Origin of the sequence: Micromonospora sp. BL4, assembly GCF_003667505.1 — a bacterium.
Taxonomy (GTDB): Bacteria; Actinomycetota; Actinomycetes; order Mycobacteriales; family Micromonosporaceae; genus Micromonospora.
Genome location: NZ_RCVJ01000204.1, coordinates 1 through 17,954, shown reverse-complemented (window position 1 = coordinate 17,954; position 17,954 = coordinate 1). Strand labels below are relative to the sequence as shown.

General features: G+C 74.0%; 16 protein-coding genes and 1 pseudogene. 9 read left to right on the top strand and 8 right to left on the bottom strand.

Annotation, left to right across the window (positions count from 1 at the left end):
* From EAD89_RS27105 to EAD89_RS27095, 3 genes and pseudogenes are all read right to left on the bottom strand, one after another.
* A pseudogene (locus EAD89_RS27105) lies at positions 1–352 on the bottom strand (hypothetical protein); the annotation flags it as partial.
* 298 nt (positions 353–650) lie between these two features.
* Positions 651–1,076, bottom strand: a complete 426-nt coding sequence (locus tag EAD89_RS27100) for an OsmC family protein (protein ID WP_121657400.1) — start codon at positions 1,074–1,076, stop codon at positions 651–653.
* Positions 1,077–1,146: 70 nt separating this feature from the next.
* Positions 1,147–2,097 carry a serine/threonine-protein kinase gene (locus tag EAD89_RS27095; RefSeq protein WP_121657401.1) on the bottom strand — a complete coding sequence of 317 codons (951 nt, stop codon included), beginning with the start codon at positions 2,095–2,097 and terminating at the stop codon, positions 1,147–1,149.
* A gap of 201 nt (positions 2,098–2,298) precedes the next feature.
* Here EAD89_RS27095 and EAD89_RS27090 point away from each other — a divergent pair, with 201 nt between their 5' ends.
* The 5 genes from EAD89_RS27090 to EAD89_RS27070 all read left to right on the top strand — a co-directional run bounded on the left by EAD89_RS27090 (position 2,299) and on the right by EAD89_RS27070 (position 8,323).
* Positions 2,299–2,529, top strand: coding sequence for a hypothetical protein (locus EAD89_RS27090; RefSeq protein ID WP_121677692.1), 231 nt, complete (start codon positions 2,299–2,301; stop codon positions 2,527–2,529).
* A 113-nt stretch (positions 2,530–2,642) separates the two neighbouring features.
* A complete protein-coding gene (locus EAD89_RS27085) occupies positions 2,643–3,389 on the top strand; it encodes a response regulator transcription factor (protein ID WP_121677691.1) in 747 nt (248 codons plus the stop codon).
* The gene (locus EAD89_RS27080; RefSeq protein ID WP_121657404.1) at positions 3,367–4,872 is read left to right on the top strand and encodes a cell wall metabolism sensor histidine kinase WalK; all 1,506 of its coding nucleotides are present in this window, start codon (positions 3,367–3,369) and stop codon (positions 4,870–4,872) included. The genes EAD89_RS27085 and EAD89_RS27080 overlap by 23 nt, the downstream gene beginning before the upstream one ends.
* Positions 4,873–4,916: 44 nt before the next feature.
* Positions 4,917–7,103 carry a glycosyltransferase family 39 protein gene (locus EAD89_RS27075; protein ID WP_121677690.1) on the top strand — a complete coding sequence of 729 codons (2,187 nt, stop codon included), beginning with the start codon at positions 4,917–4,919 and terminating at the stop codon, positions 7,101–7,103.
* Complete coding sequence (locus EAD89_RS27070; RefSeq protein WP_199733645.1) at positions 7,100–8,323, top strand: glycosyltransferase; 1,224 nt, start codon at positions 7,100–7,102, stop codon at positions 8,321–8,323. The genes EAD89_RS27075 and EAD89_RS27070 overlap by 4 nt, the downstream gene beginning before the upstream one ends.
* Before the next feature lie 6 nt (positions 8,324–8,329).
* On the opposite strand, the gene EAD89_RS27065 is transcribed toward EAD89_RS27070, so the two are convergent.
* Complete coding sequence (locus tag EAD89_RS27065; RefSeq protein ID WP_121677689.1) at positions 8,330–9,187, bottom strand: arginase family protein; 858 nt, start codon at positions 9,185–9,187, stop codon at positions 8,330–8,332.
* 200 nt (positions 9,188–9,387) lie between these two features.
* On the opposite strand from EAD89_RS27065, the gene EAD89_RS30840 reads away from it, so the two are divergent.
* The 4 genes from EAD89_RS30840 to EAD89_RS27050 all read left to right on the top strand — a co-directional run bounded on the left by EAD89_RS30840 (position 9,388) and on the right by EAD89_RS27050 (position 14,487).
* On the top strand, positions 9,388–9,537 hold the full coding sequence (locus EAD89_RS30840; RefSeq protein ID WP_199733644.1) for a hypothetical protein: 150 nt from the start codon (positions 9,388–9,390) through the stop codon (positions 9,535–9,537).
* Positions 9,538–9,554: 17 nt separating this feature from the next.
* The gene (locus EAD89_RS27060; protein ID WP_121677693.1) at positions 9,555–10,985 is read left to right on the top strand and encodes a class I SAM-dependent methyltransferase; all 1,431 of its coding nucleotides are present in this window, start codon (positions 9,555–9,557) and stop codon (positions 10,983–10,985) included.
* Between the two features lie 43 nt (positions 10,986–11,028).
* A complete protein-coding gene (locus EAD89_RS27055) occupies positions 11,029–13,029 on the top strand; it encodes a sulfatase-like hydrolase/transferase (protein ID WP_233579195.1) in 2,001 nt (666 codons plus the stop codon).
* Between the two features lie 174 nt (positions 13,030–13,203).
* Entirely contained in the window at positions 13,204–14,487 is a 1,284-nt protein-coding gene (locus EAD89_RS27050; protein ID WP_121656827.1) for a citrate synthase, read from the top strand.
* Between the two features lie 922 nt (positions 14,488–15,409).
* On the opposite strand, the gene EAD89_RS27045 is transcribed toward EAD89_RS27050, so the two are convergent.
* The 4 genes from EAD89_RS27045 to EAD89_RS27030 form a co-directional block, all read right to left on the bottom strand.
* On the bottom strand, positions 15,410–15,766 hold the full coding sequence (locus EAD89_RS27045; protein WP_121677687.1) for a nuclear transport factor 2 family protein: 357 nt from the start codon (positions 15,764–15,766) through the stop codon (positions 15,410–15,412).
* Positions 15,763–16,221: an SRPBCC domain-containing protein gene (locus tag EAD89_RS27040; RefSeq protein WP_121677686.1), complete on the bottom strand. Its 459-nt coding sequence runs from the start codon at positions 16,219–16,221 to the stop codon at positions 15,763–15,765. The genes EAD89_RS27045 and EAD89_RS27040 overlap by 4 nt, the downstream gene beginning before the upstream one ends.
* Positions 16,218–16,565, bottom strand: a complete 348-nt coding sequence (locus EAD89_RS27035; RefSeq protein WP_121677685.1) for a helix-turn-helix transcriptional regulator — start codon at positions 16,563–16,565, stop codon at positions 16,218–16,220. Before EAD89_RS27035 ends, EAD89_RS27040 begins: the two co-directional genes overlap by 4 nt.
* A 142-nt stretch (positions 16,566–16,707) precedes the next feature.
* A partial coding sequence (locus EAD89_RS27030; RefSeq protein WP_147458881.1) for a glycosyltransferase family 4 protein occupies positions 16,708–17,954 on the bottom strand: 1,247 nt, incomplete at its 5' end.

Below are 17,954 nucleotides of genomic sequence, written 5' to 3'. Positions count from 1 at the left end.
GCTTCGGGGTCGGGCTGGGAATGACCCGCGCGGGGGCGGCGTCACGGTCCAGCGACCGGGAGGCCCGCTCGTCGGCGATGGCGGCACGGTCGGCCACCGCCTCGGCCAGCGGCTCGACGGGGCGAGGGGTGTCCTCGCCGCCCCGGGCGGTGGTGACGGCGACGAGGCTCAGGCAGCAGGTGACACCGGTGGCCAGGGCCACCCGGAGCGGGGTCGAGCCCAGCAGGGAGCGCCGGGGTGGCTCCGGGGCCCGGTGACGGCCGATCGTCCGTTCGGTTGATGCGGCGTCGCTCGAGCGGGTGGTCGGGCGGGCGTCGGTCAGCTTCTCGTCGGCGGGGTCGTCGCGATGCACTCGCCGAGGCTAGAGAACCGTGTGCCCGATGCCATCGGCTCGTACGGTGGCATGCGCCACAATTTGTCACGATCTTGGTGACATTAAAGGGCAAGCGCTTCGCAATGCTTATCAACCACACTGTTCGGGCTAGCCGGTTATTCCCGATTCGCCGGGCCAATTCGGTCTTGGCCGGTGTCGGCGGCGTCCGTTCCGGCCACCCGCCAGGCCTCACCTTTCCGGCCGATGCCCGCCCCCGCCGAACGACCGGCACGTCGACTCGGCCGTTCGGCGCACCGGCGACCCGGACGGCTACGGGTCAATGCCGGCCGTTCTCCGCCGGGGTGACTGTCAGCCGGTGCCGGCTGTTGTCGCCGCTGGAGAACGGCCAGAGCCGGTCGGCGTACTCGACCAGGTCGGCCAGCTGCTGCCGGCTCAGGCCGGCGGAGGAGATGGAGGCGTGCACGTCGGCCCGGTACCGGCCGTCGTCGTCGCGCCCCAGCTTCGCCTCGGCCCGCACCTGGACGGTGTGCGCCTCGTCGGTGATCTCTCCGGCCGCCTCGACCGCCGCGTGGTGCAGGCAGGACGCGAACGCCGCCGCCAGCAACTGCTCCGGCCTCAACCCGGTGCAGTGCGCCGCCAGCGGCGAGGCCAGCGCGGAGGAGAGTCCGCCATCGTCGGTGCGTACGTGGCCGCCCTCGGCGGTCGCGGTGGCCTCATGCAGCCAGGAACTCGGATCCGGCATCGCGTTCCTCCCGTCGCTCACCCGCCCGACTTCCCGGCCGCCGCCCGGCGAAACGCCGCGGAGCGCGCGGTCAGCGCCCGCCGGACCGGTCGGGCCCGTCGGCCACCCGCACCGCCTCGGTGGCCTCCATCGCGGCCTGCTCGGTCCACGGCGACGTCGGAGTCGACTGGCGCGGGCTGGGCACCAGCATCGGCACGTACACCCGGGCGTCCACGGCCTCGGCCAGCAGCAGCGCGGCGACCAGGCTGGTCGGACGCTCCGACGGGTCCTCGGCCAGGCAGGAGCGGCACAGCTCGGCCACCTCCGGCGGGAGCCCGTCGATCTCGGGCAGTGGCTCCGGCGGCCGGCGGCGGCGTGCGCCGAGCAGCTCGCTGGTGCTGTCCGCCGCGTACGGCAGCCGGCCGGTGAGGCAGTAGTAGAGCAGCACGCCGAGCGCGTACATGTCGGCCGCCGGGGTGGCCGGCGCACCCTCGAACTGCTCGGGCGCCAGGTATGCGGGGGTGCCGACGAGCATCCCCTCCGGCATCGGCTCCGGCGCGCCGGCCGGGGTGGCGATGCCGAAGTCGAGCACCTTCACCCCGGAGGGCGTGAGCATGACGTTCGCCGGCTTGACGTCGCGGTGCACGATGCCGCTCGCGTGCGCGGCAGCCAGCGCGGCGCCCACCTCCGCGCAGACCCGCACCGAGATCCGCCAGTCCAGCGGGCCGGCCCGCAGGTGCGCGGCGAGCGTCTCGCCCTCGGCCAGCTCCATCACGATGTACGGCACCCGGCGACCGGGCAGCGCGGAGGAGGAGGTGCCGAAGTCGTGCACGCTCGCCACGTTCGGGTGCACCAGGCGCGCCGCGGAGCGGGCCTCGGCCTGGATGCGCTCCACCGGGCCGTGCTGGCCGTCCACGCCCGGCGAGATCAGCTTCACCGCGACCGGCCGGTCGAGCACGCGGTCGTGGGCCCGCCACACCTCGGACATCCCGCCAATGCCGATGCGCCGTTCGAGCCGGTATCGCCCGTCCAGCGTGCGCATCGACCGCTCCTCGCCCTCGTACCGCCGACGGCGGTTGCTTCCGATTGCGGTACCCGGGCTCCCAGCTGGGCAAACCGTCGAGAAGATCGCGACCCGTCGAGGCCGGTGCACCCGCTGCGGCGGGCCGGTGGGTGCGGTAGCTTGCGAGCCAGAGCCGGTGTCACCCAACGTGCCGGCACGGTCACCCGAGGGGACGCCGCGATGGGCGAGGTCACCGTACGCTTCGTCGGAGGGCCCGCTGACGGCCTGGTCCGGGACGTGCCGGCCGGGTCGGACGGCGCCCCGCCGCGGCGCTGGATCATGCGGCACCCGGACGGCACCGGGCCGGTGCAGGCCGGCCCCGACCACCTCTACGAGCGCGATCGGCCGGACGACGCGGGCGGCTGGAGCATGCGGTTCGTGCGCACCGATCCGCTCGGGGTGTCCGAGTGACCCGGGGCCGGGGCTGACCGGCGGTGACACCGACCCGCCGTCGGCCCGCCCGCACAGCTGGCACACAGGCGCCGCAGAGGCGTGGCACAGGCGCCACGCCCACGATGGGGGACATGGTCATGGACCGGCAGGCCACGCCCAGCCGGATCGAGCTACGCCGCCCCGACGGCGAGCCGGTCCGGGTGCTGGTGGTCGATGACGAGCCGACGCTGACCGATCTGCTGTCGATGGCGCTGCGCTACGAGGGCTGGCAGGTACGCAGCGCCGGCAACGGCATGGCGGCGTTGAGCACCGCGCGGCAGTTCAAGCCGGACGCCGTGGTGCTCGACGTGATGCTGCCCGACCTGGACGGCTTCCAGGTGCTGCGCCGGCTACGCGAGCAGTCGCCCACCCTTCCGGTGCTCTTCCTGACGGCCCGGGACGCGGTCGAGGAGCGCATCGCCGGGCTGACCGTCGGCGGCGACGACTACGTCACCAAGCCGTTCAGCCTGGAGGAGGTGATCGCCCGGCTGCGCGCCCTGCTGCGCCGCTCCGGCTTCGCGGTCGCCACGCGGGAGGAGGCGGTGCTGACCGTCGGCGACCTCAGCCTCGACGAGGACAGCCACGAGGTCCGGCGGGACGGCCACCTGATCACCCTGACCGCGACCGAGTTCGAGCTGCTGCGCTACCTGATGCGCAACCCACGGCGGGTGCTCAGCAAGGCCCAGATCCTCGACCGGGTGTGGAACTACGACTTCGGCGGCCAGGCCAACGTCGTCGAGCTGTACATCTCGTACCTGCGCAAGAAGATCGACGCCGGCCGGGCGCCGATGATCCACACGTTGCGCGGCGCGGGCTATGTCCTCAAGCCGGCCGAGTGACCCGGGCCGCCGGCCGGTGCGCGCCGCCCGCCGGTGGCTGGCCGGCCGGTCGTTGCGTACCCGACTGGTGTTCGCCCTGGTCGCGTTGCTCGCGCTGGTCAGCGTCGCCATCGGCGGGCTCACCACGGTGGCGCTGCGGCAGTTCCTGATCGACCGGCTCGACGCCCAACTGGCCCCCGCCACGGTGATGCGGGGCGCCGGGCGGCCGGCCTTCCCGGGCACCGGGCCGGCCATCCCACCCGGACTGCCGCCCGGCACCGTGGTGGCCAACATCGCCGGCGGTCGCGTGACGGCCGCGTCCACGCTGACCCGCAGCCCGTCCAGCGAGGACCCGTTCCCCGACGAGCAACCCGTACCGGCCGACGAGGTCGCCGCCCTGGCCGCCCTGCCGGTCGGCGCCGAGCCGCGCACCGTCGACCTCGGCGACCGCGGCGACTACCGGGCCGTCGCCCGGCAGTTCCGCGACGGTCGGGTACGCGTCGTCGCGCTGCCGCTGGCCGGTGTGCGGGAGACCGTCTGGTGGATGGTCGCCGCGCAGGCCGGGGTGGCCACCGTCGGGCTGCTCATCGCCGGGGGCGCCGGCGCGCTGATCGTCCGGGCCACGCTGCGACCGCTGAACCGGGTGGCCGCCACCGCCACCCGGGTCACCGAGCTGCCGCTGGACCGGGGCGAGGTGGCGCTCGCCGTGCGGGTCCCGGCCGCGGACACCGATCCGCGTACCGAGGTCGGCCAGGTCGGCGCCGCGCTGAACCGGATGCTCGGCCACGTCGCCGACGCGCTCGCCGCCCGGCAGGCCAGCGAGACCCGGGTACGCCAGTTCGTCGCCGACGCCAGCCACGAGCTGCGCACCCCCCTCGCCGCGATCCGCGGGTACGCCGAGGTGGCCCGCCGCGGCCGCGACGAGGTCCCCGCCGACGTGGCGCACGCGCTGCGCCGGGTGGAGTCGGAGAGCACCCGGATGACCAGCCTCGTCGACGACCTGCTGCTGCTGGCCCGCCTCGACACCGGCCGCCCGCTCGCGGTCGACCCGGTCGACCTGTCCGCCCTGGTGGTGGACGCGGTCAGCGACGCGCACGTGGCCGGCCCGGAGCACCGTTGGCAGCTCGACCTGCCCGAGGTGGTGATCCGGGTCCCCGGCGACGCCGCACGGCTGCACCAGGTGGTGGCGAACCTGCTCGCCAACGCCCGGGTGCACACCCCGCCCGGCACGGTCGTGACGACCACGCTGACCGTCGCGGGGAACGCGGCCGTGCTCACCGTCGCCGACGACGGGCCCGGCGTGCCGGCGGAGTTGCAACCGGAGATGTTCGAGCGGTTCGCCCGTGGCGACAGCTCCCGGTCCCGGGCGCACGGCAGCACCGGCCTCGGCCTGGCGATCGTCGCGGCGGTCGTGGAGGCCCACCACGGGACGGTCGGCGTGGACAGCCGGCCGGGCCGGACCGTGTTCACCGTCCGGCTGCCGAATGCCACAGCTGACGCATAGTCGGCTCACGGCAGCGGGCCAGGCCAGCGACCAAGGCTGGCCGCATGGACAGAACAGACACCCTGCTGACGACGCCCGACGTGGCGGGTCCGCCACCGCCGGCCACGCGCCCCGAGGACGAGCACCCGCCGCCGGCGGCGGAACGCCGCTCCCCGGCCTGGGCCAGGCCCGCGCTGGCGGTCCTGCTGCTGGCCACCGGCCTGCTCTACCTCTGGGGCCTGGGCGCCTCCGGCTGGGCCAACTCGTTCTACTCGGCGGCAGTGCAGGCCGGCTCAGTCAGCTGGAAGGCGTTCCTCTACGGCTCGTCGGACGCGGCCAACTCGATCACCGTGGACAAGACGCCGGCGTCGTTGTGGCTGATGGCCCTGTCGGTACGCGTCTTCGGCCTCAACAGCTGGGCCATGCTCGTCCCGCAGGCGCTGTGCGGGATCGCCTCGGTCGGTGTCCTCCACGCGACCGTGCAGCGCTGGTACGGCCCGGCGGCCGGCCTGATCGCCGGCGCGGTGCTCGCGGTCACCCCGGTGGCGACGCTGATGTTCCGGTTCAACAACCCCGACGCGCTGCTCATCCTGCTGCTGGTCGCCGGCGCGTACGCCACCGTCCGGGCGGTGGAGACGGCCAGCACCCGGTGGATCGTGCTCGCCGGCGTGCTGGTCGGCTTCGGCTTCCTGACGAAGATGCTCCAGGCGTTCCTGGTGGTGCCGGTCTTCGCCGGGGCCTACCTGCTGGCCGCGCCGACCGGGCTGTGGCGGCGGGTCCGGCAGTTGCTGCTGGCCGGTCTGGCGGTGGTGGTATCCGCCGGCTGGTGGGTGGCGATCGTGGAGCTGGTTCCGGTCGGTGCCCGACCGTACATCGGCGGGTCGCAGGGCAACAGCATCCTGGAGCTCACCCTCGGCTACAACGGCCTCGGCCGGATCACCGGCGACGAGGTGGGCAGCGTCGGCGGCGGACGGCCGGGCGGAGGCGGCGGCCCGTTCGAGGGGCGGACCGGCCTGCTGCGGATGTTCGGGGGCGAGGTCGGCGGTCAGATCTCCTGGCTGCTGCCGGCCGCGCTGATCCTGCTGGTCGCCGGCCTGCTGCTGGCCGGCCGGGCGGCCCGCACCGACCGCACCCGGGCCGGGCTGCTGCTCTGGGGCGGCTGGCTGCTGGTCACCGGCCTGATCTTCAGCTTCATGTCCGGGATCTTCCACGCCTACTACACGGTGGCGCTCGCCCCGGCGGTCGGCGCGCTGGTCGGCATCGGCGTGACGCTGCTCTGGCGGCAGCGCCGCCCACTGCCCGAGGCGGGCGATGCTCCGGCCGCCGGCCCGCGTTGGCAGCGGTGGCGTCCGCTGGCCGCCACGGTGACGCTCGCCGGCACGCTCGTGGTCACCGTCTGGTGGGCGTGGGTGCTGCTCGGACGCAGCCCCGACTGGTACCCGTCGCTGCGCACCGCCGTGCTGGTCGCCGGCCTCGTCGGCACGACGCTGCTCCTGTTGAGCACCCGACTGTCCCGCCGGCTGGTGCCGGTGGCGCTGGGCCTGGCTGCGGCGTCGGCGCTGGCCGGGCCTGCGGCGTACGCAGCACAGACCGCCGCGACCCCGCACACCGGCTCGATCCCGAGTGCCGGCCCGAGCGTGGCGGGCGGCTTCGGCCGCGGTGGCTTTCCGGGTGGGCGACCGCCCGGCGGTATGCCGGCCGGTGGCCAACTCCCCACCAACCCGGGTGACGGCCAGAACGGCGGGCAGGCTCCGGGCTTCCCGGATGGCGGCGGCCGGAACGGCGGGCAGGCGCCCGGCTTCACCGGCGGTGGCCGTGACGGCGGTCAGCAGTTCGGCCTCCCGGGCGGCGGGCAGGGCCGCGAGGCCGGCGGCGGGATGGGCGGGTTGCTCGACGCCCGCGAGCCCAGCGCCGCACTGCGTGAGCTGCTGGAGCGCGACAGCGACACCTACACCTGGGTGGCGGCGACTGTCGGCTCCAACAACGCCTCCGGCTACCAGCTGGCCACCGGCGAACCGGTGATGCCGATCGGCGGCTTCAACGGCAGCGACCCGTCGCCGACCCTGGCGCAGTTCCAGCGCCACGTCGTCGACGGCGAGATCCACTACTTCGTCGGTGGGGGAGGCTTCCGGGCCAACGGTGGCAGCTCCGCCGCCCAGGAGATCGCCGCCTGGGTCGCGGAGACCTTCACGGCGCAGACCGTGGACGGCGTCACGGTCTACGACCTGAGCACCGGCAGGGAGGCGGCGTGAGCGTCCTGGGCGTGCCCCGGGCCGCCGTGCAGGCCGGGCCCACCGCCGGCGCGGTGCTGGACGTGGTGATCCCGGTCTACAACGAGGAGACTGACCTCGGGCGGTGCGTACGGCGGCTGCACGCGCACCTGAGCGAGCACTTCCCGTACCCGTTCCAGATCACCATCGCCGACAACGCCAGCGTGGACGGCACGCTGGCGGTGGCCGAGGCGCTCGCCGCCGAGCTGCCCGGCGTCGGCGTACGGCACCTGGACACCAAGGGCCGGGGGAGGGCGCTCAGCGCGGCCTGGTCCGCCTCGTCCGCGCCGGTGCTGGCGTACATGGACGTGGACCTCTCCACCGACCTGGCGGCGCTGCTGCCACTGGTCGCGCCGCTCATCTCCGGCCACTCCGACCTGGCGATCGGCACCCGGCTGGCCCGTACCTCCCGGGTGGTGCGCGGGGCCAGGCGGGAGGTGATCTCGAGGGCCTACAACCTACTGCTGCGCGGCGCCCTGGCGGCGCGGTTCTCCGACGCGCAGTGCGGTTTCAAGGCGATCCGCGCGGACGTGGCCGGCGGGCTGCTCCCGCTGGTTCAGGACACCGGCTGGTTCTTCGACACCGAGCTGCTGGTGCTCGCCCAGCGGGCCGGGCTGCGCATCCACGAGGTGCCGGTGGACTGGGTCGACGACCCGGACAGCCGGGTCGACATCGTCGCCACCGCGCTGGCCGACCTGCGCGGGATGGGCCGGCTGGGCCGGGCGTTGCTGACCGGCGCGCTGCCGCTGACCGAGCTGCGCGCGCAGCTGGGCCGGGCCCCACTGACCGTGCCGCCGCAGGTGCCGGTCGGGCTGCCCCGGCAGTTGGTCCGGTTCGCCGCGGTCGGGGCGGCCAGCACGCTGGCGTACCTGCTGCTCTTCGTGGCCACCCGGGGCGCGCTCGGCGCGCAGCCGGCGAACCTGCTGGCGCTGCTGGTGACCGCGGTGGCGAACACAGCCGCGAACCGGCGACTGACGTTCGGCATCACCGGGCGCCGGCACGCCGGCCGGCACCACGCGCAGGGGCTGCTGGCATTCGCGCTCGGCCTGGCGCTGACCAGCGGTTCGCTGGCCGTGCTGCACGCCGTCGCCGCCGTACCGACCCGGCCGGTGGAGCTGGCCGTGCTGGTGGCCGCGAACCTGGCCGCCACCGTGCTGCGCTTCGTACTGCTGCGCCTCGGCATGCACCACCGGCGGGGCTGAACCCCGTCAGCGACTCGCCGTGCCCAGCACCTCCGCGAGGACCTCGACGACGCGTCGCGCGTGACGCCCGTCGGGGTCCTCGTCGACGTTCAGGTCGGTCACGCTCATCCCGAGCAGCCGGTCGGCGCGAGCCAGCGGGGTGACCAGCGCGACCAGGTCCGGCCAGCGCAGCCCGTCCGGCTCGGGATAGGTCACCGCCGGCAGGTCGCGGGGGTCCACCGCGTCCAGGTCGAGATGAAGCCAGGCCGGCCCGTCCCCGCCGGCTGCCAGCCCGGCCCCGACGGTCCCGGCGCCCCGGCGCAGCAGCTCCGGGGCGGGCACCTGGCGGATCGCCGGGTCGATCCGGGCCGTCTCGGCCCGGCTGCTGTCGTCGGTGGGCGGGCGGTGCCCGAGCAGGTGGACCCGGCCGGGGCCGAGCGACGCGCCGTCCTGCCCGGTGGCGGCGGCCGGGCCGTGCCCGGTGATCACGGAGAGGTCCATGTCGGCGGCCTCGCCGGTCGCGGAGGTCGCGCCGTCGAAGAAGTCCGGATGGCCGTCGACGAACCACAGCTCCGTCGTCGGGGGCAGGGCCCGGCAGATGCCGGGCAGGATCGCGCAGTCCCCGCCGAGCACCAGCGGCCGGCGGCCGTCGGCGAGCAGCGTCGAGATCCGGGTGGTGAGGGCCGTGCCGGCCCGGCGCAGGCCGGCGGCGCCGATCAGGCCGCTCGCCGGGTCGCGGACGGGATCGCGCAGCAGCGCCTCGTCCACCCGGCCACCGTCGTCGGCGCCCAGGGCGTCGAGCAGGCCGGCGCGGCGAAGCGCGGCGGGTGCCCGCTCCTCGCCGCGACCGGCGCCGGAGGAGTCCAGCGGAGCGTCGACCACCATCCAGCGCACGTCCGCAGCGTACCGAGGGTGCTGCCGTCCCGGTCGCTTTCTGTGGCGAGGCTGGGAGTCCAGGGATGTGTCCGGTACGGCGCCGACGATCGGCGTACGGTGAGGGACAAGTCCGGCTTTCTGGGTCAAAAAGCCTCAGCGCTGCACGCCCGGGACGCCGGTGTCGAGACGGCGACGGCAAGGAGCGATCGGTGAGACATCTGGCCTACCTGGACGCGGGATCCGGCAGCCTGATCGTGCAGGCGGTCGTGGGCGGGGTGGCCGGGGCCGCGGTCGCCGCCAAGCTCTACTGGCGACGCCTGATCGACCGGTTCCGCCGGCAGCCCACCGACCAGCGGTGAGCCGGCTCGTTCCGGCGATGGCGATCTCACCCGCGGCGGCCCGGCCCGAGCCGGCCTCCTTCCGCGACCCGGCCAACCGGGTCTTCCACGTGGGAGACGAGGTGCTGCGCGGGCTGGACACCCAGGCCGCCGAGCACTGGCGGACGCTGCGAGCGACCGCCTTCTTTCCGGCGCTGGTTGCCGCGGGCAAGGTCTGCGCCACCGAGGACGCGCCGCCCGCGCTGGTGCCCGCGTCCGCCGGTGATCCGTGGGCGGCGGTGCTGCGCCACGAACGCATCCCGTTCGTCTCCCACCCGTACGAGTGGTCCTTCACCATGCTGCGGGACGCCGCGCTGCTGCACCTGGAGATCCTGCGCGCCGCGCTCGCCGACGGCTTCACCACCAAGGACGGCTCGGCCTACAACCTGCAGTGGCGCGGCGCCGAGGCGGTCTTCATCGACATCGGCTCCTTCGAGCCGGTGCGCGACGGCGAGCCGTGGGCCGGCTACCGGCAGTTCTGCCAGACCGTGCTCTATCCGCTGCTGCTCACCGCCCACCTGGGGGTGGACTTCCAGCCGTGGCTGCGCGCCCGGGTCGACGGCATCGAGGCCGAGCAGCTCCGCCCGCTCTTCGGCGGAGCCCGGCGGCTGCGCCCCGGCGTCCTGACCCACCTGCATTTGCACGGCGCGATGCAGCAGCGCAACGCCGCCGCCAGCACCACCGACGTACGGGCCCAGCTGCGGGCCGCCGGCTTCTCCCGGGAACTGCTGCTGGCCACCGTGCGAGGCATGGAGAAACTCGTCCGCAAGCTGGACCGTCGCCCGGCGGGCAGCCACTGGTCCGACTACCAGCGCACCTGCGGCTACTCGGCGCAGGACCGGGCGGCCAAGGAGCAGTTCGTGTCCGCCGCGCTGACCGCCGGAGCCCGGCCCCGCCTGGTGCTCGACCTGGGCGCCAACGACGGCCGGTACGCCAGGGTGGCGGCCGGGCACGCCGACTACGTGGTCGCCGTCGAGCAGGACCCGGCCGTGGTCGACGAGCTGTACCGGGCGCTGCGGGCCGAGGGGCACCGCCGGATCCTGCCGCTGGTGCTGGACCTGGCCGACCCGTCGCCCGGTGGCGGCTGGCGGGGCGTCGAGCGCGCCGGCTTCACCGAGCGGGCCTCGGCCGACGCGGTGCTCGCCCTGGCCGTGGTGCACCACCTGGCGATCGGCCGCAACGTGCCGCTGCCCGAGGTGATCGACTGGCTGGCGGGGCTGACCGCGCCGGGCGGCGCCGTGGTGGCGGAGTTCGTGCATCCGGAGGACCCGATGGCCCGTCGGCTGCTGGCCAACAAGCCCGAGGGCCTCTTCCCGGACTACCGGCGCGACACCTTCGAGCGCCTGCTCGCGGCCCGGGGCCGGATCACCGATCGTCTGGAGCTGCCCTCGGGCACCCGCACGCTCTACCGGGCGGTGATGGGTGGCTGAACCAGCGTCGGGACCGCCGCCGGAACGACCGGCCGGAGAGCCGGTGACCGGACGGTGGGACCGGGGCTGGCGCGGTGAGCTGTGCCGCCTGCTGGAGGTCGTGGCGCTGGTCGGGCTGGTGGTCACCCAGCCGCTGCTGGACGTGCTCGGCAAAAGCCCCGACTTCTTCCTCTTCCACCGGGCCGGCCCGGGGCAGATCCTGCTGCTGCTCGCCCTCGTGGCGGTGGCGCCCACCGTGCCGGTGGCGCTGCTCGGCGCGCTGAGCCGGCTCGCCGGCCGGACCGCCCGCGCGCTCACCCACACCGGGCTGGTCGGGCTGCTGCTGGCCGCGCTGGCCGTGCAGGTGGGCCGACACGTGACGCCGCTTCGGGGCGTACCCCTGCTGCTGGTCGCCGTGCTGGCCGGTGCCGCCGGCGCGGCCGCGCACCGGCGGTGGCGGGCGCCGGGCCGGATGCTGCGACTGGCCGCCGCCGGACCGGTCGCCTTCGTGGCGCTCTTCCTGCTCGCCTCACCCACCTCGGCGGTGGTGCTGCCGCGCGGCGACGGCGGCGCGGCCGGCACCTCGCAGGGCGCTGCCGTGCACCCGCCGGTGGTCATGCTGATCCTCGACGAGCTGCCCCTGGTCAGTCTGCTCGGCGGCGACGGCCGGATCGACGCCGCCCGGTTCCCGCACTTCGCCGAGCTGGCCGGCGCCTCGACCTGGTACCGCAACGCCACCGGGGTCAGCGGCTGGACCCCCAACGCGCTGCCGGCGATGCTCACCGGCCGCTACCCGGCGCGGTCGGTGGCGCCGCACTACTCGCAGTACCCGGACAACATCTTCACCGCCTTCGGCGGCCTGTACGACATCCGCGCCGAGGAGAGCATCACCCGGCTCTGCCCACCCAGCCGCTGCGAGCAGCCGGTCGCCCCGGAACAGGGGCTCGGCGTGCTGGTGCGGGAGACCGGCAAGCTGCTCGGCCAGGTCGCCGGGCCGACCGAGGCCCGGGTCGACCCGGAGGACTCCTACCGGGAGCAGACCCGCGCCGAGGCCGGCCTGGACGCCGCCGAGCCGGTCCCGGCCGACCCGAAGTTCCGCTGGGACAGCCTGGACGACAACCAGCCGGCCCGGTTCACCAGCTTCCTGGCCGGGCTGAAACCGGCACCCCGACCCGCCCTGCACTTCCTGCACCTGCTGATGCCGCACTCGCCATGGGCGTTCCTGCCGTCCGGGGCCCGTTACGACGCCCCCGAGGACCTGCCCAACGACGGCGCCGGCTGGGTCGAGCTGGCCCGACAGCGGCACCTCGCCCAACTCGGCTACACCGACCGGCTGATCGGCGAGACGCTGCGCACGCTGCGCGCCAGCGGCCTCTACGACCAGGCCCTCGTCGTGGTGACCGCCGACCACGGGGTGAGCTTCCGCCCGGGCGCCCAGGGCCGGGGGATGGACGCGATCAAGGCCGCCGCCGGCGAGGTCGCCTGGGTGCCGATGTTCGTCAAGGAGCCGCGGCAGCAGGCCGGCCGGGTGGACGACCGCAACTGGGAACACGTCGACCTGCTGCCCACCGTCGCCGACGAGGCGGGCATCCGGCTGCCCTGGCGGGTCGACGGCCGCTCCGCCCGGCAGGCGCCCCGCACCGACGGCACGAAGCACTTCTACGACCGTCCCGGCGAACCGGTCACCTTCCCCGGCGGGGTGCCCGCCCCGCCGCCGCTGCCACCGCCGCACCCCCTGGTGGGCACCGAGGTCCGCGCCGGCCCGCCCGGGGGCAGCGCCCGGGTGGCCGACCTGGCCGCGTTCCGGGCCATGGACCCCGACACCGGCACCCTCCCGGCGCTGGTCTGGGGTGACGTGCCGGACCGGATACCGGACGGCACACTGCTGGCGGTGGCGGTCAACGGCCGGGTCGGAGCGGTCGTCCCGGTGGTGCCGGCCGACCCCGGTGGACGCCGATTCGCCGCGCTGCTCACCGACGATCAGCTGTTCCGGGCCGGCGTCAACCAGCTCGACGTCTACCAGGTCGCGGCGGACGGTACGCTGCGTCGCCTCGCACTGTCCTGAACCGGCGCGGCGCTCGTCCCGCGAGCCGGGACGCAGGGTTTCCCGGCTGTCCGGTCGGGAATCGGGTGACGCATACCTCACCGCAGAACCACGGCGGGCGGTGTCCACCGAGCCGCAATTACGGTAGAAGCGAAGGCAATTCAACGTAGATCTGCCGGCGAAGCGAGGAACCACATGACGGAAGTCAAGCTCGATCACCCCGGTGGGCAGCTGTCGATGCCGGTGCATCCCGCGGTCGAGGGCCCCGCCGGTATCGGGGTGAGCAAGCTGCTGAAAGAAACCGGAATGACAACGTACGACCCCGGTTTCGTCAACACCGCGGCTGCCTCATCCGCGATCACCTACATCGACGGCGACGCGGGGATCCTGCGTTACCGGGGATACCCGATCGAGCAGCTGGCCGAGAAGTCCTCCTTCCTGGAGGTCTCGTACCTGCTCATCTACGGTGAGCTGCCGACCGAGCAGCAGCTGACCGAGTTCACCGAGTGGATCCGGCGGCACTCGCTGCTGCACGAGGAGATGCGCCGCTTCTTCGACGGCTTCCCCCGGGACGCCCACCCGATGGCCGTGCTCTCCTCGGCGGTCAGCGCCCTCTCCACCTTCTACCAGGACAGCCTGGACCCGTTCGACTCCGAGCACGTGGAGATCTCCACGGTCCGGCTCATGGCGAAGGTGCCGACCATCGCCTCGTACGCCTACAAGAAGTCCATCGGGCAGCCGCTGCTCTACCCGGACAACTCGCTGGGGTACGTGGACAACCTGCTGCGCATGACGTTCGGCGTGCCGGCGGAGCCGTACGTGGTCGACCCGGTGATGTCGAAGGTGCTGGACATGCTCTTCGTCCTGCACGCCGACCACGAGCAGAACTGCTCCACCTCGACCGTCCGGCTGGTCGGCTCCAGCAACGCCAACCTGTTCGCCTCGGTCTCCGCCGGTGTGAACGCGCTGTTCGGCCCGCTGCACGGCGGCGCCAACCAGGCGGTCCTGGAGATGCTCCAGCAGATCCACGCCGGCGACGACGACGTCCGCTCCTTTGTCCGCAAGGTCAAGAACAAGGAGGACGGCGTCAAGCTGATGGGCTTCGGCCACCGGGTCTACAAGAACTACGACCCGCGGGCGGCGATCGTCAAGAAGGCCGCGCAGGACGTGCTGGGCCGGATGGCCAAGCCCGACCCGCTGCTGGACATCGCCATGGAGCTGGAGGAGATCGCGCTCGCCGACGACTTCTTCGTCTCCCGCCGGCTCTACCCGAACGTGGACTTCTACACCGGCCTGATCTACAAGGCCATGGGCTTCCCGACGAAGATGTTCACGGTCCTCTTCGCGCTCGGCCGGCTCCCCGGCTGGATCGCCCAGTGGCGCGAGATGATCAGCGACCCGGAGACCAAGATCGGCCGTCCGCGGCAGGTCTACGTCGGCTCCGCCGAGCGGGACTACGTCCCCTTCGCCGACCGCTGACCCCAGCCCGTCGCACCACCGCAGGCCGTCGACCCCACCAGGTCGGCGGCCTGCACCCTTTCCGCCGCCGTCGGTCGCTTTCCGGCTCTCCCGCCCCGGTCGTTTTCTGCCCTCCTCGCGCCGGTCGCTTTTCCGCCCTTCCGCCCGGTCGCATTCCCGCTCTCCCTGCCCGGGTCGCTTTCCCGCCCTTCCGCCCGGCTATCCCGCCTCGGTCGCTCGATGGCCTGCCTGGTCGCGGCAACCCTTGATCGACTCGGTTTCCTTGAAGTCGGGGCATCAGGGGCGCCGGGATAACCCGGTTTCCCAGAAGCGGAGTCGATCATGCGGGGGGTGTCGGTTGTGGGGCGGTGTAGGCGCCGCTCCGGCGCTCCGGCGCCCCGGCGCCCCAGCGCCCCGCCGCCCCGGCAAGCCCCGGCCGCCCCGGCAGCTCGGCAGCTCGCCCGCGGTGGTCGGCGCCTGATCGACTCGGTTTGCAGGAAGTCGGGGCGTCCGGGTGAGCTGGATGGGCCGGTTTCCGGAAACGCGTGTTGATCATGCGGGAAGGTGTCGGTTGTAGGGCGGTGTCGGTCGTGGCGGGAGTCGTGCCGGCCGCTCGGTGCCCTGCTTGGCTGCCCCCGTTGCGGTGTCCGGGCGTGATCGACTCGGTTTCGGTGAAGTCGGGGCATCAGGGGCGCCGGGATGCCCCGGTTTCTGGGAACGCGGGTTGATCACGCGCCACGGACATCTCCGACCGGCGGATCAGATCCAGAGCGATCGAGGCGGCAGCCGGGAAGGCCGGACCCAGGGCATCGACAGGACGAGACATCCGCGCATTTGGCAGGACCGGCCCGCCGCGCTGGGCCCGCCGCGCTGGGCAGGCGGCGCTGGGCAGGCGGCGCTGGGCAGGCGGCGCTGGGCAGGCCGCGCTCGGGAAGCGCCGCGCTCAGGGCAGCGGGACGACGTAGGAGTCGACGCGGGCGATGAGCCCGTCGCGGAACGTGAACAGGTCGTTGAAGGCGAACCGGAACGGCCCGTTGTCGACGCTGACACCGCGACCCTCGCCCGTGGTGACGACGACCGGGCCGTCCTCGTGGACGCGTTGGACGTCCAGCTCGGGGCTGCCGGTGAACCCGGGGTTCTCGATTTCGCCGTCGAACTCGGCCTTGCCCCGGGTGGTGCGGTGCCCGTGGATGACCCACTCGACGTCGTCGGTGAGGGTGGCGAGAACGCGGGGGTGGTCGCTGGTGCGGAACCCGGCGAAGTATTCGGCGACGAGGTCGCGTTGGGTGCTCCGGCTCATGTCGTACTCCGTGGTGGTGTGGCCTGGAGGTGCGCGGCGAGGGCGTCGAGGATCGAGGCGAGCCCGTCGACCGCCTGGGTGCTGCGCAGCTCCGGGGGCAGGGGACGCTGGTGGACGGTCAGGTCCGAGCCCTCGCCGGCGGCCTGGACGGTGACGGTCGTGCGTAGGCCGGTGACGGGCTCGTCGAAGACGAGTTCGTGCGGGGCGGTGATGCGCACGTAGACGAACCGGAGCCGGCGGGTCGTGCCGTCCGGCGCGCGGGTGTCGAGCGCGAAAGCGCCGCCGGGACGCAGGTCCACCGTCACCGAATCCGGGGGTACGGTGGCGTGCGAGCCGCCCCAGAACGCCGCGATGCCGGTCGGCGAGGTGAAGGCGGCCCAGACGCGTTCCGGTGCTGCCGGGAGGTGCCGCCGGGCGATCAGCTCGTCGCCGCGCAGCTCGGCACGGGCGTTCAACGGACCGGCCCGTCGCTGCTGAGGTGCTGTTCGAGGGCGTCGAGGCGGTCGTCCCACGCGCGACGCTGGTCGTCGATCCACCCCCCGAGCAGGGACAGTTGCTCGACCCGCAGCCGGCAGGGGCGTCTGGTGCCCTCGCGTCTCTGCTCGACCAGGCCGCACCGCCGCAGCACACCGACGTGATGCGAGATCGCCTGCGGGGTCAGGTCGAACGGCGCGGCCAGCTCTCCCACCGTGGCGTCACTGCGGGCGAGACGGGTCACCAGGGCGCGACGGACGGGGTCACCAAGGGCGGCGAAGGCCGAGTCGAGATCCAGGGCGGGTGCCGCGAGCGAGGAAGGCATGACCTCACACTAACGCAAACAAGCGCTTGTGCAAGCGATCGTTTGCATAATGCCGCGGAACGACGCCGACATCGGGGTATCCCGGCCCAGGGACACCCCGATGTCGGCGAAACGGAGTCGATCAGCGAGCAGCCAGCCCCGGTCAGCGCAGGCCGGCGGCGGCGAGCAGGTTGCCCTCGGGGAGCGCCGGAAGCGCCCGGCCCCGGGCCATGCGCTGCTCGGCGCGCTCGGCGGTGAACGCGGCGTCGGTGGTGATGGCGGCGGCGTAGCTGGCGGCGGTGCGCTGGGCGATGGCCGACCAGCCGTACTGGTCGTGGACCATCCGGCGGGCGCGCCGGGCCATGTCGCGGGCACGGTCGGAGTCCGACAGCACGGCGTCCACGGCGTCGGCCAGCCCGTCCGGGTCGTGCGGTGTGAAGGTCATCCCGGTCACCCCGGGCTCGACGATCTCCGCGAGGCCACCGGTGGCGGCCACCGCGAGGGGCGCGCCGGCCGCTGCGCCCTCCAGGGCCACCATGCCGAACGGCTCGTAGATGCTCGGCACCGCGAAGCAGTCGGAGGCGGCCATCAGCGCGGGCAGGTCGGTGCCGCCGAGGAAGCCCGGCATGGTGACCATGCCGCCGAGGCCGCAGCGGTGCACCTCGGCCTCCAGTTCCGCACGGTACGGGCCGTCGCCGGCGATCACGGCACGCAGCTCGGGGTGCCGCTCGCGCAGTCGGGGCAGTGCGGCGATCAGGTGCTGCACGCCCTTCTCGTACACGAGGCGGCCGGCGAAGGTGACCAGCGGGCCGTCTCCGGCGAAGCGGGCCCGGGCGGCGGCCACGTCACGCGCGGGCACCCGCCAGCGGTGCGGCTCCACGCCGTTGGCCACCACGTCGACCCGGCCACCCGGCACGCCGAACAGGGCGTTGACCTCGTCGCGCATGTACCCGGAGCAGACGATCACCCGGGCGGACTCGGTGGTGAGCCACTGTTCGACGCCGTGGATGGTGCGGTTCATCTCCTCGGGCAGCCAGCCCTGGTGCCGACCGGCCTCGGTGGCGTGGATGGTGCTCACCAGCGGGATGTCCAGGTGGTCGCGCACCGTCATCGCGGTGTGCGCGACGAGCCAGTCGTGGGCGTGGATGACGTCGTACGAGCCGGCCTGGGTGGCGCGCAGGGCGGTGCGGGTGAGGGTGTGGTTGAAGGCCATGGTCCAGGCCAGTAGGGAGCCGGTGGCCAGGGGGAAGGTGACGGGGTCTTCGGGGGCGCGCAGGATGCGTACGCCGTCGGCGTATTCCTCCAGGGGTGCGCCTTCGGCGTGGCGGGTGACGACGGTGACCTCGTGGCCGGCGGCGGCGAGGGCGACGGAGAGGGCGTGGACGTGTCGGCCGAGCCCGCCGACGAGCA